The 20,717-nt window shown below is 41.2% G+C and carries 18 protein-coding genes; 17 read left to right on the top strand and 1 reads right to left on the bottom strand.

Annotated elements, in window-relative coordinates; genetic code table 11:
- Positions 1 to 366 precede the first annotated feature (366 nt).
- From I6J03_RS11595 to nrdF, 17 genes are all read left to right on the top strand, one after another.
- Entirely contained in the window at positions 367 to 1,257 is an 891-nt protein-coding gene (locus I6J03_RS11595; RefSeq protein ID WP_003011442.1) for a branched-chain amino acid transaminase, read from the top strand.
- The gene (gene ilvD, locus I6J03_RS11590) at positions 1,241 to 2,941 is read left to right on the top strand and encodes a dihydroxy-acid dehydratase (RefSeq protein WP_003011445.1); all 1,701 of its coding nucleotides are present in this window, start codon (positions 1,241 to 1,243) and stop codon (positions 2,939 to 2,941) included. Before I6J03_RS11595 ends, ilvD begins: the two co-directional genes overlap by 17 nt.
- A 58-nt stretch (positions 2,942 to 2,999) precedes the next feature.
- A complete protein-coding gene (gene ilvB / locus I6J03_RS11585; protein ID WP_201693682.1) occupies positions 3,000 to 4,748 on the top strand; it encodes a biosynthetic-type acetolactate synthase large subunit in 1,749 nt (582 codons plus the stop codon).
- Position 4,749: 1 nt separating this feature from the next.
- Positions 4,750 to 5,340, top strand: a complete 591-nt coding sequence (gene ilvN / locus I6J03_RS11580) for an acetolactate synthase small subunit (RefSeq protein ID WP_003000779.1) — start codon at positions 4,750 to 4,752, stop codon at positions 5,338 to 5,340.
- 2 nt (positions 5,341 to 5,342) lie between these two features.
- The gene (locus tag I6J03_RS11575) at positions 5,343 to 5,816 is read left to right on the top strand and encodes a DinB family protein (RefSeq protein WP_003011450.1); all 474 of its coding nucleotides are present in this window, start codon (positions 5,343 to 5,345) and stop codon (positions 5,814 to 5,816) included.
- A 35-nt stretch (positions 5,817 to 5,851) separates the two neighbouring features.
- Positions 5,852 to 7,333 carry a ketol-acid reductoisomerase gene (gene ilvC / locus I6J03_RS11570; protein ID WP_003011453.1) on the top strand — a complete coding sequence of 494 codons (1,482 nt, stop codon included), beginning with the start codon at positions 5,852 to 5,854 and terminating at the stop codon, positions 7,331 to 7,333.
- A gap of 94 nt (positions 7,334 to 7,427) precedes the next feature.
- Positions 7,428 to 8,825 carry a 3-isopropylmalate dehydratase large subunit gene (gene leuC / locus I6J03_RS11565; RefSeq protein ID WP_003000789.1) on the top strand — a complete coding sequence of 466 codons (1,398 nt, stop codon included), beginning with the start codon at positions 7,428 to 7,430 and terminating at the stop codon, positions 8,823 to 8,825.
- Positions 8,826 to 8,845: 20 nt separating this feature from the next.
- Positions 8,846 to 9,430, top strand: coding sequence for a 3-isopropylmalate dehydratase small subunit (gene leuD, locus I6J03_RS11560; RefSeq protein ID WP_003011456.1), 585 nt, complete (start codon positions 8,846 to 8,848; stop codon positions 9,428 to 9,430).
- Complete coding sequence (locus tag I6J03_RS11555; RefSeq protein ID WP_003011457.1) at positions 9,430 to 10,896, top strand: ATP-binding cassette domain-containing protein; 1,467 nt, start codon at positions 9,430 to 9,432, stop codon at positions 10,894 to 10,896. Before leuD ends, I6J03_RS11555 begins: the two co-directional genes overlap by 1 nt.
- Position 10,897: 1 nt before the next feature.
- A complete protein-coding gene (gene leuB, locus I6J03_RS11550) occupies positions 10,898 to 11,971 on the top strand; it encodes a 3-isopropylmalate dehydrogenase (protein WP_003011460.1) in 1,074 nt (357 codons plus the stop codon).
- A gap of 34 nt (positions 11,972 to 12,005) precedes the next feature.
- The gene (locus I6J03_RS11545; protein WP_003000802.1) at positions 12,006 to 13,172 is read left to right on the top strand and encodes a 2-isopropylmalate synthase; all 1,167 of its coding nucleotides are present in this window, start codon (positions 12,006 to 12,008) and stop codon (positions 13,170 to 13,172) included.
- 64 nt (positions 13,173 to 13,236) lie between these two features.
- Positions 13,237 to 14,556: a threonine ammonia-lyase IlvA gene (ilvA, locus tag I6J03_RS11540; protein WP_003011464.1), complete on the top strand. Its 1,320-nt coding sequence runs from the start codon at positions 13,237 to 13,239 to the stop codon at positions 14,554 to 14,556.
- Between the two features lie 224 nt (positions 14,557 to 14,780).
- Positions 14,781 to 15,299 (top strand): DUF2911 domain-containing protein, encoded by a 519-nt coding sequence (locus tag I6J03_RS11535; protein WP_003000810.1) that lies wholly within the window; start codon positions 14,781 to 14,783, stop codon positions 15,297 to 15,299.
- A gap of 535 nt (positions 15,300 to 15,834) precedes the next feature.
- Positions 15,835 to 16,068, top strand: a complete 234-nt coding sequence (locus tag I6J03_RS11530) for a glutaredoxin family protein (RefSeq protein WP_003000813.1) — start codon at positions 15,835 to 15,837, stop codon at positions 16,066 to 16,068.
- A gap of 31 nt (positions 16,069 to 16,099) precedes the next feature.
- Positions 16,100 to 16,507 (top strand): class Ib ribonucleoside-diphosphate reductase assembly flavoprotein NrdI, encoded by a 408-nt coding sequence (gene nrdI / locus I6J03_RS11525; RefSeq protein ID WP_003011466.1) that lies wholly within the window; start codon positions 16,100 to 16,102, stop codon positions 16,505 to 16,507.
- Entirely contained in the window at positions 16,467 to 18,572 is a 2,106-nt protein-coding gene (nrdE, locus tag I6J03_RS11520; RefSeq protein WP_003011469.1) for a class 1b ribonucleoside-diphosphate reductase subunit alpha, read from the top strand. Before nrdI ends, nrdE begins: the two co-directional genes overlap by 41 nt.
- An 86-nt stretch (positions 18,573 to 18,658) precedes the next feature.
- Entirely contained in the window at positions 18,659 to 19,645 is a 987-nt protein-coding gene (gene nrdF / locus I6J03_RS11515) for a class 1b ribonucleoside-diphosphate reductase subunit beta (protein WP_003000821.1), read from the top strand.
- 76 nt (positions 19,646 to 19,721) lie between these two features.
- Here the strand turns inward: nrdF and hutG are convergent, their stop codons facing one another.
- On the bottom strand, positions 19,722 to 20,705 hold the full coding sequence (hutG, locus tag I6J03_RS11510) for a formimidoylglutamase (protein WP_003011472.1): 984 nt from the start codon (positions 20,703 to 20,705) through the stop codon (positions 19,722 to 19,724).
- Positions 20,706 to 20,717: the final 12 nt, after the last annotated feature.

Below are 20,717 nucleotides of genomic sequence, written 5' to 3'. Positions count from 1 at the left end.
AACAAGTCGTTTTAAGGGCTTATTTTTTTGAACTTTATTCAGCAAAATGATGATTTCAGGAAGAAAATCGACCGAAATCAAAATTTCAATAAAAAACCAAAAGTATACCGATTTTAATTTTGGTCTACTTTAGATATTAAATAATACCGAATAATTCAATTTAAATAAAATTATATTTTGCAAAAATAAAAATAACAAAATAAAAAACTATTTTAAAATAATGAGTTACCCTATTGGTTAGTATTTTTATTCGTCCTATCTTACAATTATCAAATTGAGGGGATCTTCTGTACCTTCCTTTGACAGGTAAAAATGAGGAATAAATCCATAGGTATTTTAATTCAACACAACAGCAAATCATAAGGTATGCAATATTACAATAACAATACACTTATCTACCTAGATGGGGACTTTGTAAAAGCGTCCCAGGCAGGTGTTGACTTTTATGGTCAGGCATTACATTATGGATATGGTGCATTCGAAGGTTTGCGCGCATATAACACACACAACGGAACCCGTATCTTCAAAGCTGAGCAGCACTTTGAAAGATTACAGCAATCCTGTGAAGCCATCAATATTCCGTACAAATGGAATAACCGTGAACTGGTAGAGAAAACCTACGAACTGCTGGCGCTGAATAATCTGCGCGAAGCTTATGTACGTCCTTTGGTTCTTTCGGGATCCAATATGCACCTTACCTCAGCTACAGATTCTAAAATCCTTATTGCAGCATGGGAATGGGGTCCTTATCTGGGACAAAACTTATTGAAAGTATGTATTTCCAATATTCAACGTCCCAACCCAAAGGCCTTCCCTGTCAATTCAAAGATCAGTGGTCAATATATCAACTCGATCCTGGCCAGCAGCGAAGCCATTAAGAAAGGATTTGATGAAGCATTATTACTGGATCAGAATGGTTTCGTAGTACAGGCATCAAGTGAAAATCTGTTTATTGAAAAAGATTTCAGGATCTATACAGCACCTCAACAGGATGCCTTCCCGGGAATAACCCGTCAGACAGTCATTAATATCTGTAGAAATCTGAATTTCGAAATCATTGAAAAGCCACTGACAGTAGAAGAAGTATATGCTGCAGACAGCGCCTTTCTCTGCGGTACTGCTGCCGAGATCATAGGCATCAGACAAGTGGATCACATAGAATATAAAGAAGATTGGGAGCATACAATCGGAGCTTCCATACAAAGAAGATATAAAAACCTAGTATTAGAGAACGAAAACTATGAAGTCATCATCTAACGGCGAGAATCAAATGAATAAATACAGCCGTACGTTTACACAAGACGAAACACAACCCGCAGCCAAAGCCATGCTATACGGAATCGGTCTTACCGATGCAGATATGGATAAGGCTCAGGTCGGTATTGCAAGCATGGGATATGATGGGAATACATGTAATATGCACCTGAATGATCTGGCACAAGTGGTCAAAAAAGGTGTGTGGGAAAGCGAATTGGTAGGCTTGACTTTTGGAACAATAGGTGTGAGTGACGGAATGAGTAATGGTACAGAAGGTATGCGCTACTCGTTGGTAAGTCGTGATGTCATAGCCGACAGCATAGAAACAATCTGTGGCGGACAGTACTATGACGGATTGATTGCCATCCCGGGTTGCGACAAGAACATGCCGGGCGCTGTCATCGCTATGGGTCGCCTGAATCGTCCTTCTATAATGGTATACGGAGGTACAATAGCGCCGGGACATTATAAAGGAGAAGAACTGAATATTGTATCGGCTTTTGAAGCATTAGGACAAAAAATCTGTGGTAACCTGTCCGATGAAGACTACGAAGGAATCATCAAGCATACCTGTCCGGGAGCAGGAGCCTGCGGTGGCATGTACACTGCAAATACAATGGCATCTGCGATTGAGGCCTTAGGGATGAGCCTACCTTATTCATCTTCTAATCCGGCAGTATCTTCAGATAAAAAAGACGAATGTCTTCAGGCAGGTAAATACATTCGTACACTGTTGGAAAAAGATATCAAGCCGTCAGATATCATGACACGTAAAGCCTTTGAAAATGCCCTTAGAGCAATTGTAATTTTAGGCGGCAGCACAAATGCGGTATTACACTTTATCGCAATCGGAAAAGCTGTAGGAGTCGATATCACACAGGATGACTTTCAACGCATGAGTGATGAAACTCCTGTACTGGCGGATTTCAAACCGTCAGGAAAATATCTGATGCAGGATCTGCATCAATATGGAGGTACGCCTGCAGTATTGAAATATTTACTGGATGAGGGGTTATTACACGGAGATTGTCTGACTGTTACTGGGAAAACATTAGCAGAGAATCTTGCAGACGTAAAATCCATCATGGACTATGATCAAAAGATCATTCAGCCATTGAGCAATCCGATCAAACCAAGCGGTCACCTTCAGATTCTATACGGCAATCTGGCAGAAAAAGGTTCTGTAGCCAAGATTTCAGGTAAAGAAGGTGAGAAATTCACCGGTCCTGCCCGCGTTTTTGACGGAGAGCAGAACCTGATCCGCGGAATTCAGGATGGTACTGTAAAAAAAGGTGATGTAGTCGTTATCATCAACGAAGGTCCCGTAGGAGCTCCGGGTATGCCGGAAATGTTAAAGCCTACATCCGCTATTATCGGAGCAGGACTCGGAAAATCAGTAGCCCTGATTACAGACGGCCGCTTCTCCGGAGGTACACACGGATTTGTAGTCGGACACATTACTCCGGAAGCCTATCAGGGTGGTCTGATCGGATTAGTAGAAAATGACGATATCATTGAGATCGATGCGGTCAATAATACCATCAATCTGAAAGTAGACGATGCCACAATAGCCAAGCGTAGAGAAAAATGGGTACAGCCGTCATTGAAAGTATCTAAAGGTGTTCTTTACAAATACGCAAAAACAGTTTCGGATGCGTCCGAAGGTTGTGTTACAGATCAGTAATACAACAGGAAGATCGAATAATCAACAACTAAAAACTTTTAAACTAATCGAATAAGTAATGAGTACACTTGAAAAAACAGAGAATAAAGCTCCTGCTGCAACACCAAAAGAATCGGTACAGATATCAGGTTCTCAGGCGGTGCTGGAAGCTTTATTATGTGAAGGTGTTGACACCGTATTCGGATATCCGGGAGGGGCAATTATGCCAATTTATGATGCACTATACGATTATAATGATCGTTTGAAGCACATTTTGGTACGCCACGAACAAGGAGGTATTCACGCCGCTCAAGGTTTTGCACGTACTTCAGGTCGTACAGGTGTGGTATTTGCTACAAGCGGGCCGGGTGCAACCAATTTAGTAACAGGTCTGGCTGACGCCATGATTGACAGTAATCCTGTCGTCTGTATTACAGGTCAGGTATTCGCGTCACTACTGGGAACGGACGCATTCCAGGAAACAGATGTCATTAACATTACTGCTCCAGTCACTAAGTGGAATTATCAGGTAACAGATGCGACTGAGATTCCTCACGCACTGGCTAAAGCTTTTTATATTGCCAGTACCGGCCGTCCGGGTCCAGTATTGATTGATATTACCAAAAATGCTCAGTTACAATTATTCGATTATGAAGGATATGAAAAATGTAATCATGTCCGCAGCTACCGTCCTGCACCGGAAGTCAGAAACGAATACATCGAAAAAGCTGCGGATCTAATAAACAGCGCAGAGAAACCTTTCGTATTATTCGGACAGGGAGTGATTCTGGGAAGAGCAGAACAGGAATTTAAAGCGTTCATCGAAAAAGCAGGTATTCCTTCCGCAGCTACTGTGATGGGATTAAGTGCGCTGGAAACAGACCACCCGCTGCACGTAGGAATGCTGGGAATGCATGGTAATTATGCTCCCAACGTGATGACAAATGAGTGTGATGTCCTGATTGCTATAGGCATGCGCTTTGATGACCGCGTAACCGGACGTCTGGATAAATACGCAAAACAGGCCAAAGTGGTCCATCTGGATATTGATCCTGCCGAAATCGACAAAAACGTACAAACCACTGTGCCGGTATGGGGAGACTGTAAAGTCAGCCTGCCTTTATTAACAGCAAAGATTCAGGAAACAAAACGTCACGCGGAATGGTTGCAAAAATTCAGACAACTGGAACAGGAAGAAATAAAAGAAGTCATTCAAAATGAATTACATCCGACAACAGATGTAATGACAATGGGTGAAGTAATAAATATCCTTAACGAATTGACCGGAGGTGATGCCATCATAACAACAGATGTAGGCCAGCACCAGATGGTAGCCTGCCGATATGCCAAATTCAACAATTCAAAATCGAGTGTGACATCCGGCGGATTAGGAACAATGGGATTCGGACTGCCTGCAGCCATAGGCGCATGGTATGGCGCACCTGAAAAGACTGTAGTAGCCATTATAGGAGACGGAGGTTTCCAGATGACTCTACAGGAATTGGGTACCATCATGCAATTCGGAGCCAAAGTGAAGATCATGATCTTGAATAATGAGTTCCTGGGAATGGTAAGACAGTGGCAACAGCTGTTTCACGATAAACGCTACTCTTTTGTTAACATTACAAGCCCTGATTTCGTGGCAGTAGCAAAAGGATACTATATTGAAGGACAAAAGATTTCCGAACGAAAAGATCTGCGTCAGGCTCTTGAAACAATGCTTAATCATGATGGAGCGTATCTATTAGAAGTAATGGTGGGAAAAGAAAACAACGTATTCCCAATGGTTGCACAAGGAACATCTGTTTCCGAAATTCGATTGAAATAAAATGGAAAAACAAGAATTTACCATCACCTTATATACAGAAAATTCTATCGGGCTTATCGGTAGAATTTCGACTATCTTTTCGAGAAGAAAAATCAATATCGAAAGTCTTAATACTTCTCCTTCAGAAGTAGAAGGTATTCACCGGTTTACAATCGTCATTACAGAGACAGAAGAAGTATTACGCAAATTATGCCGTCAGCTGGAAAAACAGGTAGACGTCTTAAAAGCCTATTACAATACCAATGATGAAGTGATCTGGCAGGAACAGGCGCTGTATAAAGTACCGACAGATATCGTTGCGGAAAAAGCACCTGTAGAAAGACTGCTGAGACAGTACGGTGCTTCCGCAGTAGTAATCCGCAATGATTATACAGTATTCGAGACAGCAGGTCATCGTGAGGAAATCGACAAATTAACGGAAGAACTTACCAAATACGGTTTGATTGAATTTGTACGCGGAGCCCGCATCGCGATTATTAAAGATAGCGCAGGATTCCACTCCAAATTATTACAATTCGAAAAGAAACAGCCTTCCGAAGAAATCGTGGAGAACGAATATCTGGATCAGCGAGACAACGTATTTACTATGTAATCATGATAGCACATACTTTTCATTATATCATTCAGACCCGTAAGCTATTTTTAGCCCTTATTGATTCACTGACTACCGAAGAATTAAATGCTATTCCTCAGGGATTCAATAATAATATCATCTGGAACTTTGGTCATATCGTAGTCAGTACACAATCACTATGTTATGTCAGAACCGGGATACTGGCAGATGCTTCTTCGATCGCATACAATGAGGATTACAAAAAAGACACAAAACCTACACGTCCTGTATCCAAAGAAGAAATTGACGAATTAAAATTGTATGCTGTGGAAACTATTTCCAAACTGGAAAAAGATTACCATAACGGAGTATTTTCCAGTATACAACCTTTCTCGACAAGTACATATGGCACCGAAATGAGTACAATAGAAGAAGTACTGACGGTGACACTGGCACATGACAATCTTCATTGGGGATATGCAATGGCTCAACGCCGGATGATCAAAAATAAATAAACAACCTAATAACAAAATATTAAAGAATTAAAACAATGGCAAATTATTTCAACACATTACCACTTAGAGAACAATTGAACCAATTGGGCGTAGCCGAATTCATGGACAGCACCGAATTCACTGATGGTGTAGAAGCTTTAAAAGGTAAAAAATTGGTAATTGTGGGATGTGGTGCTCAAGGTTTAAACCAAGGGCTGAATCTGAGAGACAGTGGTTTAGATGTTTCTTACACCTTACGTAAAGAAGCAATTGAGCAAAAAAGAGACTCCTGGAAAAATGCGACGGACAATAACTTCACAGTAGGTACTTACGAAGAACTGATCCCTACAGCAGACGTTGTCATTAACCTTACACCAGACAAGCAACATACTTCTGTTATCAAGGCTGTAATGCCATTGATGAAACAAGGAGCAACATTATCTTATTCCCACGGTTTTAACATCGTAGAAGAAGGAACACAGATCCGTAAAGACATCACTGTTATCATGGTCGCTCCTAAATGCCCAGGATCAGAAGTACGTGCAGAATACCTGAGAGGATTTGGTGTTCCTACATTAATCGCCGTTCACCCGGAAAATGATCCACAGGGAAAAGGTCTTGCTGAAGCAAAAGCATACTGTGTAGGTACAGGAGGTCACCGTGCCGGAGTATTACGTTCTTCATTTGTTGCAGAAGTAAAATCTGACCTTATGGGTGAACAAACGATTCTTTGTGGTTTGCTACAAACAGGTTCTATCCTTTCATTCGACAAAATGATCGAAAAAGGCATTGATGCAGGATACGCATCCAAACTGGTACAATATGGAGTAGAAGTCATCACAGAAGCCTTAAAACAAGGAGGTGTTACAGCGATGATGGACAGATTGAGCAATGTGGCTAAAATCAAAGCATTTGATATTGCTGAAGAGTTAAAAACAATCATGCGCCCGCTGTTCCAGAAACATCAGGATGATATTATGTCCGGAGAATTCAGCCGTGTCATGATGGAAGACTGGGCTAACAATGATAAAAATCTATTAGGATGGAGAGCAGCCACAGGTGAAACTGCATTCGAAAAAACACCTGCAGGAGATGTCAAAATCGGAGAGCAGGAGTACTTTGATAATGCTGTATTTATGGTAGCATACATCAAAGCCGGTGTTGAACTGGCATTCGAAACAATGGTAGAAGCCGGAATCAAACCTGAATCTGCATACTACGAGTCTTTACACGAGACTCCTTTGATCGCTAATACTATTGCGCGTAAAAAATTATTCGAAATGAACAGAGTAATCTCTGATACAGCAGAATATGGTTGTTATTTATTCGATCATGCTTGTAAACCATTATTAGCTGATTTCATGAAAACAGTAAATACAGACATTATTGGCAAAAATTACAACGAAGGTAAAGACGGTGCGGTAGACAACAGAGAACTGATAGCTGTGAACGAGGCGATCCGTACGCACCCTGTAGAAATCGTCGGTGCAGTGCTAAGAAAAGCAATGACTGCGATGAAAACAATTAAAACTGTTTAAATTTTTGTAATTTAGACTATTAAATAAGGGGTGAAATTACAAAATTCGGATTTCACCCCTTATTAAATTGATAAAATTAAAGAGAGAACGAGAAATGTCAAAAACATTAGTAGAAAAGATTTGGGACGCACATGTCGTCAAGCGTGAAGAAGGATTTCCGGATATTCTATATATAGATACCCATTTGATCCATGAGGTTACCTCTCCTCAGGCTTTTGACGGCTTGCGCAAAAGAGGTATTCCCGTCTTTAGGCCACAACAAACGGTAGCTACTGCCGACCACAATGTCCCAACACTCAATCAACATCTGCCTATACAGGAAGAATTATCCCGCTATCAGGTGGATATGTTATCCAAAAATTGTGCAGAATTTGGAATACAGCTTTACGGACTGGGACACCCTTTCCAGGGAATCGTCCATGTAATCGGCCCCGAACTGGGTATTACACTTCCAGGCAAGACAATGGTTTGTGGAGATAGTCACACCTCCACGCATGGAGCTTTCGGAGCTATTGCATTTGGTATAGGTACTTCTCAGGTCGAGCAGGTATTTGCAACACAGTGTCTGTTACAGCAAAAACCAAAAACGATGAAAATCGAGGTGAACGGAACCTTGCAAAACGGTGTTGGTGCAAAAGATATCATCCTCTACATCATTTCTAAAATCTCTGCTGCAGGTGGAACAGGTTACTTTATCGAGTATGCCGGTTCTGCAATCCGTGCATTAAGCATGGAAGCACGCATGACCATCTGTAACATGAGTATAGAAATGGGAGCACGTGGCGGACTTATAGCGCCGGACCAGACTACTTTTGATTATATAAAAGGTCGTGAATTTGCGCCTAAAGGAGAAGAATGGGACAAATCATTAGCCTACTGGCAGACCTTATACAGCGATGAAGATGCACAGTTCGACAGCGTGTTGACCTTCAAAGCAGAAGATATTGCCCCTATGATTACCTACGGTACAAATCCGGGTATGGGTATGGGTATCCGCGAAAGCATTCCTCCTACTACAGCACAGCCGGAGACAGAACAGCCTTCGTACAAAAAAGCGCTGGAATATATGGGATTTGCAGATGATGCTCCGGTATTAGGCAAACCTGTAGACTATGTATTTATCGGAAGCTGTACCAATTCCCGTATAGAAGACTTGCGCGAAGTAGCGTCATTTGTAAAAGGAAAACAAAAAGCGCAAGGTGTGGAAGTATGGATTGTACCAGGCTCAAAACAAGTAGAAAAACAAGCCATCGAAGAAGGTTTGGATAAAATTTTTGAAGCTGCAGGTTTCCAGTTACGTGAACCGGGATGCAGTGCCTGTCTGGGAATGAATGAAGATAAAATTCCTGCCGGAAAATACTGCGTATCTACCTCCAACCGTAATTTCGAAGGTCGTCAGGGACCGAATGCCCGTACTATGCTCGTATCCCCTCTTACAGCAGCAGCAGCAGCAGTAACAGGAAAAATAAGTGATGTCCGGGAATTAATTTAAGGCTGGAAAATAAAAAACAGATGAAAAAATTTGAAAAACTAAATTCAACGGTAGTTCCTCTACCTATTGAAAATATCGATACAGACCAGATCATCCCTGCCCGCTTTTTGAAAGCAACAACCAGAGAAGGTTTTGGAAATAACTTATTCCGCGACTGGAGATTCGACAGCGATAATCAGCCAAAAGCAGATTTTGTGATGAACAATCCGACTTATAAAGGAAAAATTCTGGTTGCTGGTAAAAACTTCGGTTGCGGTTCCAGCCGTGAACACGCAGCATGGGCTATACAAGATTATGGATTTGATGTTGTCATCAGTTCATTCTTTGCCGATATCTTCAAGGGAAATGCACTGAACAATGGAGTACTGCCGATTCAGGTATCCGATGAGTTTCTGGAAACGATTTTTGAAACAGTAACCAAAAATCCGGATACAGAAGTCATTGTAGATCTTGAAAATCAGACCGTCACATTAGTAGAAAACGGAGCACAGACTTCTTTTGAAATTAATCCTTACAAAAAATCCTGCCTGATCAACGGTTACGATGATATTGACTTTATTCTTAACCAAAAAGAGTTGATCGAAAAATACGAATTATCAAAATAATGATGTCAAATCCTGTCGTCCATATTGCCAATTTAACTGTCCAATACCCTAATCAATCGGTATTGCAGAGTTTGAATTGGCAAATTGAACAGGGCGAAAATTGGTTAATAGGAGGTAAAAGCGGATCCGGTAAGACAACCTTAGCATTAGCTATTGCTGATCAGGTCCAATTCAGCGGAAATGTCGACATTCATTTTGACAGCACCAGCCCCCTGCCCGCAAAGACACTTTACGTCTCTAACTGGTATCAGTTTACCAATCTAGAAGGAGACCGTAATTTTTATTATCAGCAACGATATAACAAACATCAGGGCAACGATACACTGACCGTATATGCCGAATTTATGCATTATGGAAAACAGGAAAATCTGAATCCTGAAAATCTGGAGGTTTACCTCCGCAAATTTGGTTTTCAAAACCAGAAACACACACAATTAATCGAATTATCGAGCGGAGAACACAAAAAACTCCAATTGATAAAAGCACTGTGGCTGCAACCGCAGATATTGATCATAGATCAGCCTTATACTGGTCTGGACAAACAGTCCCGCCATGAACTGAATAATGTATTCAATCAGCTGGCTTCTAAGGGAGTCACACTGATCCTGATCTCCAACGATGAAGAACATCCGGACTGTATCCATCGTTTCGCCGAAATACAAGAAGGACAGCTAGAGATTCGAAGCAGCGCTTCAGAAATCTCCAGAGAGGCCGAACGTATCAGCAAACCTCTACCAGGGTTTCTGCAACAACCTCCTAAAGTCACATCAGACATCATGGTAAGCATGCGTAATGTGACTATCCGGTACGATGAAAAAGAAGTTCTCAAAAATATAGATTGGGAAGTCCGCACCGGAGAAAAATGGCTGTTGCAGGGACATAACGGTTCCGGAAAATCAACACTACTCAGTCTGATCAATGGTGACCATCCGCAGGCCTATGCCAATGATATCACCCTCTTTGGTAAAAAAAGAGGTTCAGGTGAAAGCATCTGGGAAATTAAAGAACACTTAGGAATTATCTCTCCAGAGATGCACTGGTACTTTGACGCTACTGCAAAAGTATGGCAGAGCATCGCATCCGGATTTTTCGATAGCGTAGGGTTATTTCGGGATCTGAGCTTTGAAAAACAAAGAAAAGTAGATGAGATATTGGCATTTTTTGATTTAAAAGAATACAAAAATCAGCTGCTGTCTACACTCCCTTTAGGCAAACAACGGTTAGTGCTGCTGGCACGAACCATTATCAAGAATCCCGAATTACTGATTCTGGATGAACCTTGTCAGGGCCTGGATTACGAACAGACCAAGCAATTCAATGCAATTGTAGATGAACTCTGTTCACACGGCAATACACTGATCTATGTCGGGCATTTTGAGACACAACTGCCTTCCTGTATTGACAACAGAATAATTTTAGAAAACGGAAAAGTAAAAGCTGTAGAAACAGCATTAGAAAACGCATAACATGAAAAAAAATATATTGATTATCCCTGGAGACGGGATTGGTCAGGAGGTTACGACCTGGGGTAAGAAAGCATTAGAGAAAGTTGCGACAAAGTATGGACACGATTTCATCTTTGATGAAGCCATTATGGGGCATACAGCAATTGAAGCGACAGGCAATCCGCTTCCTGCAGAAACACTGGAAAAAGCAAAATCCAGTGATGCTATTCTTTTCGGAGCCATCGGTCATGCTAAATACGATAATGATCCTTCCGCAAAAGTACGTCCGGAACAGGGCCTTTTAAAGATCAGAAAAGAATTAGGTCTATATGCCAATCTACGCCCTATCCTTCTGTTTGACGAATTGTTAGATGCTTCCAGTCTGAAACCTGAAGTATTACGCGGAACAGATATTCTGTTTTTCAGAGAATTGACAGGAGATGTGTATTTCGGAGAGAAAAAAAGAAATGAAGACAACACATTCGCTTCCGATCTGATGAATTACCATCGCTACGAAGTAGAACGTATAGCACGCAAAGCTTACGAAGCAGCGCGTACCCGTAGCAAAAAATTGTGTTCAGTAGATAAAGCCAACGTATTGGAAACCTCCCGTCTGTGGAGAGAAGTCGTACAGGAGCTTGCAAAAGAATATTCGGACGTAGAGACCGAACATATGTTTATCGATAATGCAGCCATGCAACTTGTCAAAAACCCGAAAAAATTTGATGTTGTACTTACAGCTAATCTTTTCGGAGATATTCTGACAGATGAAGCGTCCCAGATTGCAGGATCAATGGGCATGCTGGCATCTGCATCTGTTGGAGACGGCACTGGCTTCTTCGAACCTATACACGGATCGGCACATGACATCGCCGGACAAAACAAAGCGAATCCGCTCGCTTCTATTCTTTCCGCTGCACTCATGTTAGACATCAGTTTTGGTCTTCAGACAGAAGCGAAAGAACTGACACAGGCTGTAGCTGACACTCTGAAAGCGGGATGGAGAACAGGAGACATTGCAAATGCTTCCACACCTGCAGAACAGCTGTTAGGCACAAAAGAAATGGGTATCAAGGTATTAGAGTTTATTAAATAGAATTAATCAAGGTCAAACATAAAAACTTAAAAGTATGTTACACGATCCAAATCACTTATACATTTTCGATACGACTCTTCGCGATGGCGAACAGGTACCGGGATGTCAGTTAACGACACCTGAAAAGATTGAAATTGCCAAAGATTTGGAAAAATTAGGCGTCGATGTTATCGAAGCCGGTTTTCCAGTATCCAGCCCCGGTGATTTTCAATCCGTAGTCGAATTGTCAAAAGCGGTAAACGATGTCATTATATGTGCACTGACCCGTGCCAATAAAAATGATATCGATGTGGCTGCTGAAGCACTGAAATTTGCAAAAAGACCCCGTATTCATACCGGTATCGGTTCATCAGATCTGCATATCCAATATAAATTCAACAGCACACGTGAAGAAATTCTGGAACGTGCTGTGTCCGCAGTCAAACATGCCAAATCCTACGTAGAAGACGTAGAATTCTATGCGGAAGATGCAGGACGTGCAGACCTGGAATACTTAGCAAAAATGGTAGAAGCCGTCATCGCTGCAGGTGCTACAGTAGTCAATATTCCGGATACAAACGGATATTGCCTGCCCGATCAATATGGAGCCAAAATCAAATTCTTAAAAGAAAATGTAAAAAACATTGATCAGGCTATTATTTCTGCACATTGTCACAACGATTTAGGGCTCGCTACAGCTAATTCTATCGCTGCTGTACAAAACGGTGCCCGTCAGGTAGAATGTACCATCAACGGTATAGGTGAACGTGCCGGAAATACTTCTCTGGAAGAGGTAGCCATGATACTGAAAGTACACAATCAGGTGTTTGGAGGCCTGACTTCCAACATCAATAGCCAGATGTTTACCTACATCAGCAGAAAGGTCAGCGAAATGATGAACATGCCAGTGCAGCCGAATAAAGCTATCGTAGGGCGTAATGCATTTGCACACAGTTCAGGTATTCACCAGGACGGGTTCCTCAAACATAGAGAAACATATGAGATTATCCGTCCGGAAGATGTAGGCTTGTTAGAAGCAGACATTATCCTCACGGCACGTTCAGGTCGTCACGCCCTGAAACACCACTTGGAACGCCTGGGCTATCAACTGGAAAAAGAAGAATTAGCACTTACTTACCAACGTTTCTTAGTACTGGCCGATGCAAAAAAAGACATTTGTGACGAAGATTTAGTCACCTTAGTCACTTCCAGACAAGGTTAAAAAGAGCATAATCGTCATTGTGCATCAAATCCGGTAATCCATTAAAGAACGAAAACCGGACAGTATGCACAATGACGGTAATTTTACAGCCCTCAACCTTGACTTTTATTTTTCACTTTTCACCTACAAAATGAGTTTCGATCTATCAACCCTAAACATAAACTCAGAACAGACGTTAGAACAGATAAAAGATGTGGTTAACAGAACCCCATTGCAATACAATCAACATCTTTCTGATAAATACCAAGCCGAAGTCTATTTAAAACGTGAAGATCTCCAGATCGTCCGTTCCTACAAATTGCGTGGTGCTTACAATAAGATCGTCAACCTTTCGGAAGACGAAAGAAACCGCGGTGTCGTATGTGCAAGTGCCGGCAATCATGCACAAGGCGTCGCTTTCTCCTGTCGAAAACTCAATATCAAAGGTGTAATATTCATGCCCGGCCCTACTCCCAAGCAGAAAATATCACAAACTGAAATGTGGGGAAATGGCAATGTAGAGATCGTATTGACGGGAGATACATTTGATGATTGTCAAAAATCAGCATTGACCTATGCAGAGGAACATGGCATGACCTTTATTCCGCCTTTTGATGATCTCAAGGTAATAGAAGGACAAGGTACAGTAGCAGTAGAAGTACTCCAGGATCTTCCGGATCTGGATGTTGTATTTATTCCCATAGGTGGCGGCGGGCTTGCAGCAGGTGTGAGCCACTACCTCAAAGGAAAAAACAACGCCATCAAATGCTTTGGGGTAGAACCGGAAGGAGCACCTTCCATGCAGGCAGCATTAAGTGCGGGAGAGCCGGTGGAACTGGGGCAGATCAATAAATTCGTCGATGGAGCCGCAGTCAAAAAAATTGGAGCTACAACCTTCGAAATAGCCCGTCAGCTACTTGACCATACCCGCTCTATACCGGAAGGAAAAATCTGTACATGTATACTTGAACTTTACAATAAAGACGCCATTGTAGTAGAACCTGCAGGAGCTCTTTCCGTGGCAGCACTAGAATTTCATAAAGAAGAAATAAAAGGCAAAAAAGTAGTCTGCATTATCTCAGGAGGGAATAATGATATTGACAGGATGAGTGAAATCAAAGAACTATCCCTGCTCTATGAAGGATATAAACACTACTTTATCGTCAGATTTCCACAGCGCCCGGGAGCATTGAAACTCTTCGTATCTGAAGTTTTAGGTCCGAAAGATGATATTACCCGTTTTGAGTTTATTAAAAAAACCGAACGCGAAAGGGGGCCTGCTCTGGTAGGTATAGAACTCAACAAGCCCGAAGATTATCAATCGCTTATTGACCGGATGAAAGAATATAAGTTTGATGTTATAGAAGTCAATAAAGACCAGACATTATTCGAATATCTGGTCTGATCAACTACAGACATTCCGCTATTCAATACAGAAGCCCAGCCATATGCAGGGCTTCTTTGTTTTATTTAACTTGCTATTTTTTGCACATTATCACATACTGATACGCTGATTGAACAAAACTAAATATTACAAGAATACGCCTTTCCCTGTACACAAAAACTTAATGATCTGATCTTAAAAATATTTTCTTAACTTCAACCTATCAAACTGTATATTAGAACACTATGAAAACACAAGCAATCTTATTATTCTTCGTATTACTCAGTGCGACAGCATTCGGGCAGACAGACAAGAGCAAACGTCCGAGTCCTCCGGACAGTGTCAGAATCACGACAGACGACGGCGTTACAATAGCTGTTAATTACAGTCGGCCTTCGCTGAAAGGTCGTCAGATCGGTGTTGATGTAGCACCCATAGGCAAAGTATGGCGTACAGGAGCCAATGAAGCCACCACATTCGAAATCAATAAAGATGTATCCATAGAAGGTCAGGAACTTCCTGCCGGAAAATACAGCCTTTACAGCATTCCTGGTGAACAACAGATCACACTGATCTTTAACAAAACCTGGAATCAGTGGGGTACTAAATATGAACAGAGCGAAGATGCACTGCGCGTAGATGTGACGCCTACTGCAGCAGACACCGCACAGGAACAGTTTAAGATCAGCGCAGATAAATCCGGCAAAGTACAGTTAATCTGGGGCGAACATGCAGTTCCGTTTACAGTAAAAGCCGTCAAATAATCTGACTTGCCTCATAAAAGTAACAGACAAAAAATCTTAATGGAATTTTTGTCTGTTACTCCTTTTCTTCTCTTCCGTACTTTTATTTCGCACTCGTCAGGAAACTTTCCAGATCATCGGTAAAAATTATCAAAAAAGTACTTTTCTGAATAAAAGTATTGCAAATCTCATCTTAAATTTAGTATTCAAAAAAAAGAGCAAAAAACCGAATTCTAACTGCGTTTTTTTGTCTATATTTTGTCATCAATTTTTACAAGTTTTAGCTGTAGAAATTACTCCACAAAATTAATTTTAAAGTTATCCACATTCTCTATATACACTGAAAAACAAACGGTTACTACAAAAAACAAACACAGGAACGCAGTTTATGCAGTTTGTTTTGATCTAGTGTGGAAAAGTATCATTACCCCTCCTATTTAAAATAGTTGATATTTGTTCAGGTCAAGAGGAAATACCCTCCTGACTATACGTTTTCATCATCTTCAGACACTAACTTATCACCTGAAGTGAATGTCTGGCTTTTAACTTTAATATCATGGCAAGAATCATCAAATTTGAAAAAAATGACTGTGCACCATGTGCACAAGTATCGGCATACCTCGATCAGAAAGGTATTCAGTACGAGACTATCAATCCTTTTGATCAGCCTGAGTTAGCGGTCAAGTTTAAAGTTCGTACTGTTCCTACCGTCATCGTATTGGAAGACGAAGAGATCAAAAGCCGTATCATTGGATTTAAGCCGGAAGAATTAGCGTCTATTGCACAGTAAATAGCAGGTATCATCTAAACCACATACTGCTATGGTACACATCTACTACGACTCTAAAACCGGCAACGTGCAACGTTTTATGGACAAGCTCACCCAGATCACCGGTTGGCAGGGACATAAGATCACAGAAGATCTGGAAGTAACAGAACCCGGTCATCTGGTCACGTTTACCACCAATTTCGGACAAGTCCCGGAGCAGACGCTGTTATTTATGAAAAGAGCATCTGCAATGATCAGCTCCGTTACATCTAGCGGAAACCGCAATTGGGGTAGAAATTTCGGTCTGGCAGCAGACAAAATAGCTGCAGACTTTGACATCCCTCTGGCATTCAAATTTGAATTGTCAGGAACGATGGAAGATATTAATCAATTTATTGACATCATAAAGAATCATAACTATGATAGCGAACGAGGTAGCAAAAAGCTGGATATTGCTTAATAATGAAATCATGATCAAACATGATGACGAGTATAGCTTACACAAAGACAAAGAAGCTGTACGCGCCTATTTCTTGGAATATGTAAACAAGAATACGGTATTCTTCTATACATTGAAAGAGAAGATTGATTATCTGATTGAACAGAATTATTACATCAACTTTTACGAATGGTTCACATTCGAACAAATGGAAGAGGTGTTTAATTTTGTGTACGCTAAGAAATTCCGCTTTCAGTCCTTCATGAGTGCATTCAAATTCTTTCAGAGTTATGCACTGCGTGATGATTCAGGTGAAAAATTCCTGGAGCGTTACGAAGACCGCGTAGTGGCGGTGGCGCTGTTCTTAGCACGTGAGGAAGGTGTCGCTAAAGCAATCGAATATGCCGAGATATTTATCAATCAGGAATACCAACCTGCTACCCCGACTTTCCTGAATGCCGGTAAAAAACGTTCCGGAGAGCTGGTATCCTGTTTCCTTGATGAAATCGGTGACAACCTTAACGGTATCGGTTATGCTGTAGATTCTGCAATGAAATTATCATCAATCGGTGGTGGTGTCTCTTTCAATATTTCCAAAATCCGGGCTCGTGGTGAAGCGATCAAAGGTGTGGAAGGAAGAGCAGGAGGTGTACTTCCGATCATGAAGATCATGGAAGACACGTTCTCATACGCTAACCAGTTAGGACAACGTCCTGGTGCCGGAGCCGTATACCTGAATATCTTCCACTCAGATATTGAAGAGTTCCTGGATTGTAAAAAGATCAACGTTGACGAAAAAGTCCGTATCAAATCGCTGTCTATCGGTATCATTGTTCCTGATAAATTTATGGAGTTGGCTGAAAAAGACGAAGCAGCTTACCTGATCTATCCGCATACCGTAATGCAGGAGTATGGTCAGTATCTGGACGAATTAGATATGGATCTGATGTACGAGGAATTGATTACCAATCCGAACATCAAGAAGAAAAAAATCAATGCACGCCACTTACTGGTGAAGATTGCACAAACACAAAAAGAATCAGGATACCCATATATCTTCTTCAAAGAAAATGCCAATCGTGAGCATGCCCTGAACGGACTAGGTAAAGTTAAATTCTCTAACCTGTGTACAGAGATCATGCAGGTATCAGAAGTTTCAGATATTAACATCTACGGTAAAGAAGATACCATTCGTTATGGTATTTCATGTAACCTGGGATCGTTGAACGTGGCAACCGTAATGGACAACAAACGCATCAAAGAAACAGTTAAGACAGCCATGCGCGCCCTTACAGTAGTATCTGATGTAACAGATATCGAAATGGTTCCATCCATCGCTAAAGCAAACCGCGAGCTACATTCCGTAGGTCTGGGAGCAATGAATCTGCACGGATTCCTGGCAAAAAGCTTTATCATGTACGAATCAGACGAAGCATTAGATTTTGCCAACACGTTCTTTATGATGATGAACTACTACTCTTTGGAAGCTTCTATGGAAATTGCCAAAGAACGTCAGAGAACATTTGTAGGATGTGAAAAATCAGCATATGCAGACGGTACTTATTTCGATAAATACCTGAGCAGAGATTATATGCCTAAGTCGGACAAAGTCAAAGAACTATTCGAAGGTATGCATATCCCGACTATTGAAGATTGGGCACAACTGAAAGAACAGGTCAAAGAACATGGTGTATACCACGCTTACCGTCTGGCAATCGCACCGAATCAGTCTACATCATATATTATGAACGCAACTGCATCAGTAATGCCGATTGTAGATATTATTGAAGTACGTGAATACGGAGACAGTACAACCTACTATCCGATGCCATACCTGACAAACGATAACTATTTCTATTTCAAATCGGCATACGATATGGACCAGATGAAAGTATTGCGTCTGATCTCAGTTATCCAGCGTCACATTGATCAGGGAGTATCTACTATCCTTCACACGAACTCGAAAGATTCGACACGTGATCTGGCAAAATATTATATCTATGCACATAAATTAGGGTTGAAATCCCTTTATTATACACGTACACGCAAATCTACTATCGATGAGTGTGTATCTTGTTCAGCATAAAAGTTTAAAAAGTACTTAACTCATACAGAAGCTGAATATCAACGACACCAGTCGTTAGTATTCGGCTTCTTTTAACGAATACCACCATGAACAGAAAAATTAGAGCGGTAAACTGGAATACCCCGGACAATGATTATGCATTAATGTTCTGGGAGCAGAATATAAAACAGTTCTGGATCGATACCGAATACATTCCTTCAAAAGATATTGACAGCTGGAAAGGTCTGAGCTGGGATATGAAAGAATGTTACAAAAAAGCATTAGGCGGACTGACATTGTTAGATACACTACAAAGTCACACCGGAATGCCTAAGATCATTGATCATATCGATTCTCTGCAGAATAAAGCTGTATTGTCTTATATGTGTATGATGGAAGCGATTCACGCCAAATCATATTCTACTATTTTCACGACCGTATCTACGACCAATGAGATCAATGATGTATTCGGATGGGTAGAGCAGAATAAGCACCTGCAGTTTAAAGCGCAGACGATCGACAAATACTACCGTTCTATTGATAAAGAAGATCCTACGGACGAAGAATTGTTCATGGCCCTGGGAGCGTCCGTATTACTGGAATCATTCCTGTTCTATTCCGGTTTCTTCCTGCCACTTTGGTTATGTGGACAAGGTCAGATGGTGGCTTCAGCAGATATTATCAAGAAAATCATTGCAGATGAATCTATCCACGGTGTATTCGTTGGATTAATTGCCCAGGATATTTTCAGACGTATTCCAAATAAAGAAGAAGTTAAAGCCCGTTTCCTTACCTTATTGAATGAGCTTTATGAAAACGAATTGAAATACACAGAAGAGATCTACACTGTTGTAGGATTAACAGCAGAAGTGAAAGAATATGTACGTTACAACGGCAACAAAGCGTTGATGAACTTAGGTTTCGATCCGATTTTTGAGGTAAAACAAGTCAACCCGATCGTGCTTAATGGTTTGAATACAGAAACAACACAACATGACTTCTTCTCTAAAAAATCAACGAACTACGAGAAAGCAACTGAAATCGTACACTTGATGAATGAAGATTTCCAGATGGATGCAACAGTAAATGTATAACCATTTTACATAACAGTATAATAGAAAAAGCCACTACATGTAGTGGCTTTTTCTATTATACTAACTTCCTTTTTGCTTACCCCGATACAGATTTAAAAATCAGATCAGCTGCCAGTTTCGCCGTCCTGTTATCCACATCAAATACAGGATTTAGTTCAGCAATATCATAGGATCTTAATTTTCCGCTGTTCAGAATAGTATGTAACAGCTTAAAAAAATGCTGATCCGGTAAAACTCCACAAAAAGCAGTAGCACTTACTCCAGGAGCATATGCTGCCGCAAACACATCCAGATCAATCGTCATATAAATACAGTCTACTTTTGCAATAAACTGTTCCAACTGAACAAGTATATGTTCCTGCCGGAGCGAGTTACCCATCTCTTCCGCAGTAATATAAGTTGCGCCAAAATCATGTGCTGTATCAAACAAAACCTTTGTATTGCTGATTTTCTGTATACCAAGTGCCAGATAGTGCAGCTGTTTACCTTGTTTATGTAAATCTTCAGCTATCTGAAAGAAGCCCGTACCTGAAGTAGCTACCCCATCTACAGGTTTACGCAAATCAAAATGTGCATCAAAGTTAATAATACCAATTTTCTGCAATTCTCCGACAGATTGATAAACAGCCTGAAAATGTCCGTATGTGACTTCATGTCCGCCTCCCAGGACAATCGGAAAACCACCAAGTTCCAAAACCTGCAGGATCGCTAAACTGAGCTGTCGCTGAGCCTTCTCCAGACGACCCTCTGTACACAGAATATCTCCCCCATCGTACAAGATCACATCTGCATCATGATGTACAGGAAGATTGCGCAGCACTTCCCGGATAGATTTTGGTCCCTGCACAGCACCCACCCGGCCTGAATTACGTCTTACCCCTTCATCACTACAAAATCCCAGCAAGACATAACTTCCTGAAGACAGCTTCACTTCACCCGAAAGATCAATACATTGAACAACCTGATACCAACGCAGATAAGCATCATCAGTGCCATCAGTCCTCCCCTGCCACAAAAGGGCATTCCCCGGTACGTAATCTTCAATGTGTAAATGTCCCATACTACCTGACCT

The organism is Sphingobacterium spiritivorum (assembly GCF_016724845.1).
Taxonomy (GTDB): domain Bacteria; phylum Bacteroidota; class Bacteroidia; order Sphingobacteriales; family Sphingobacteriaceae; genus Sphingobacterium; species Sphingobacterium spiritivorum_A.
This window is presented reverse-complemented; position numbering and strand designations above follow the sequence as displayed.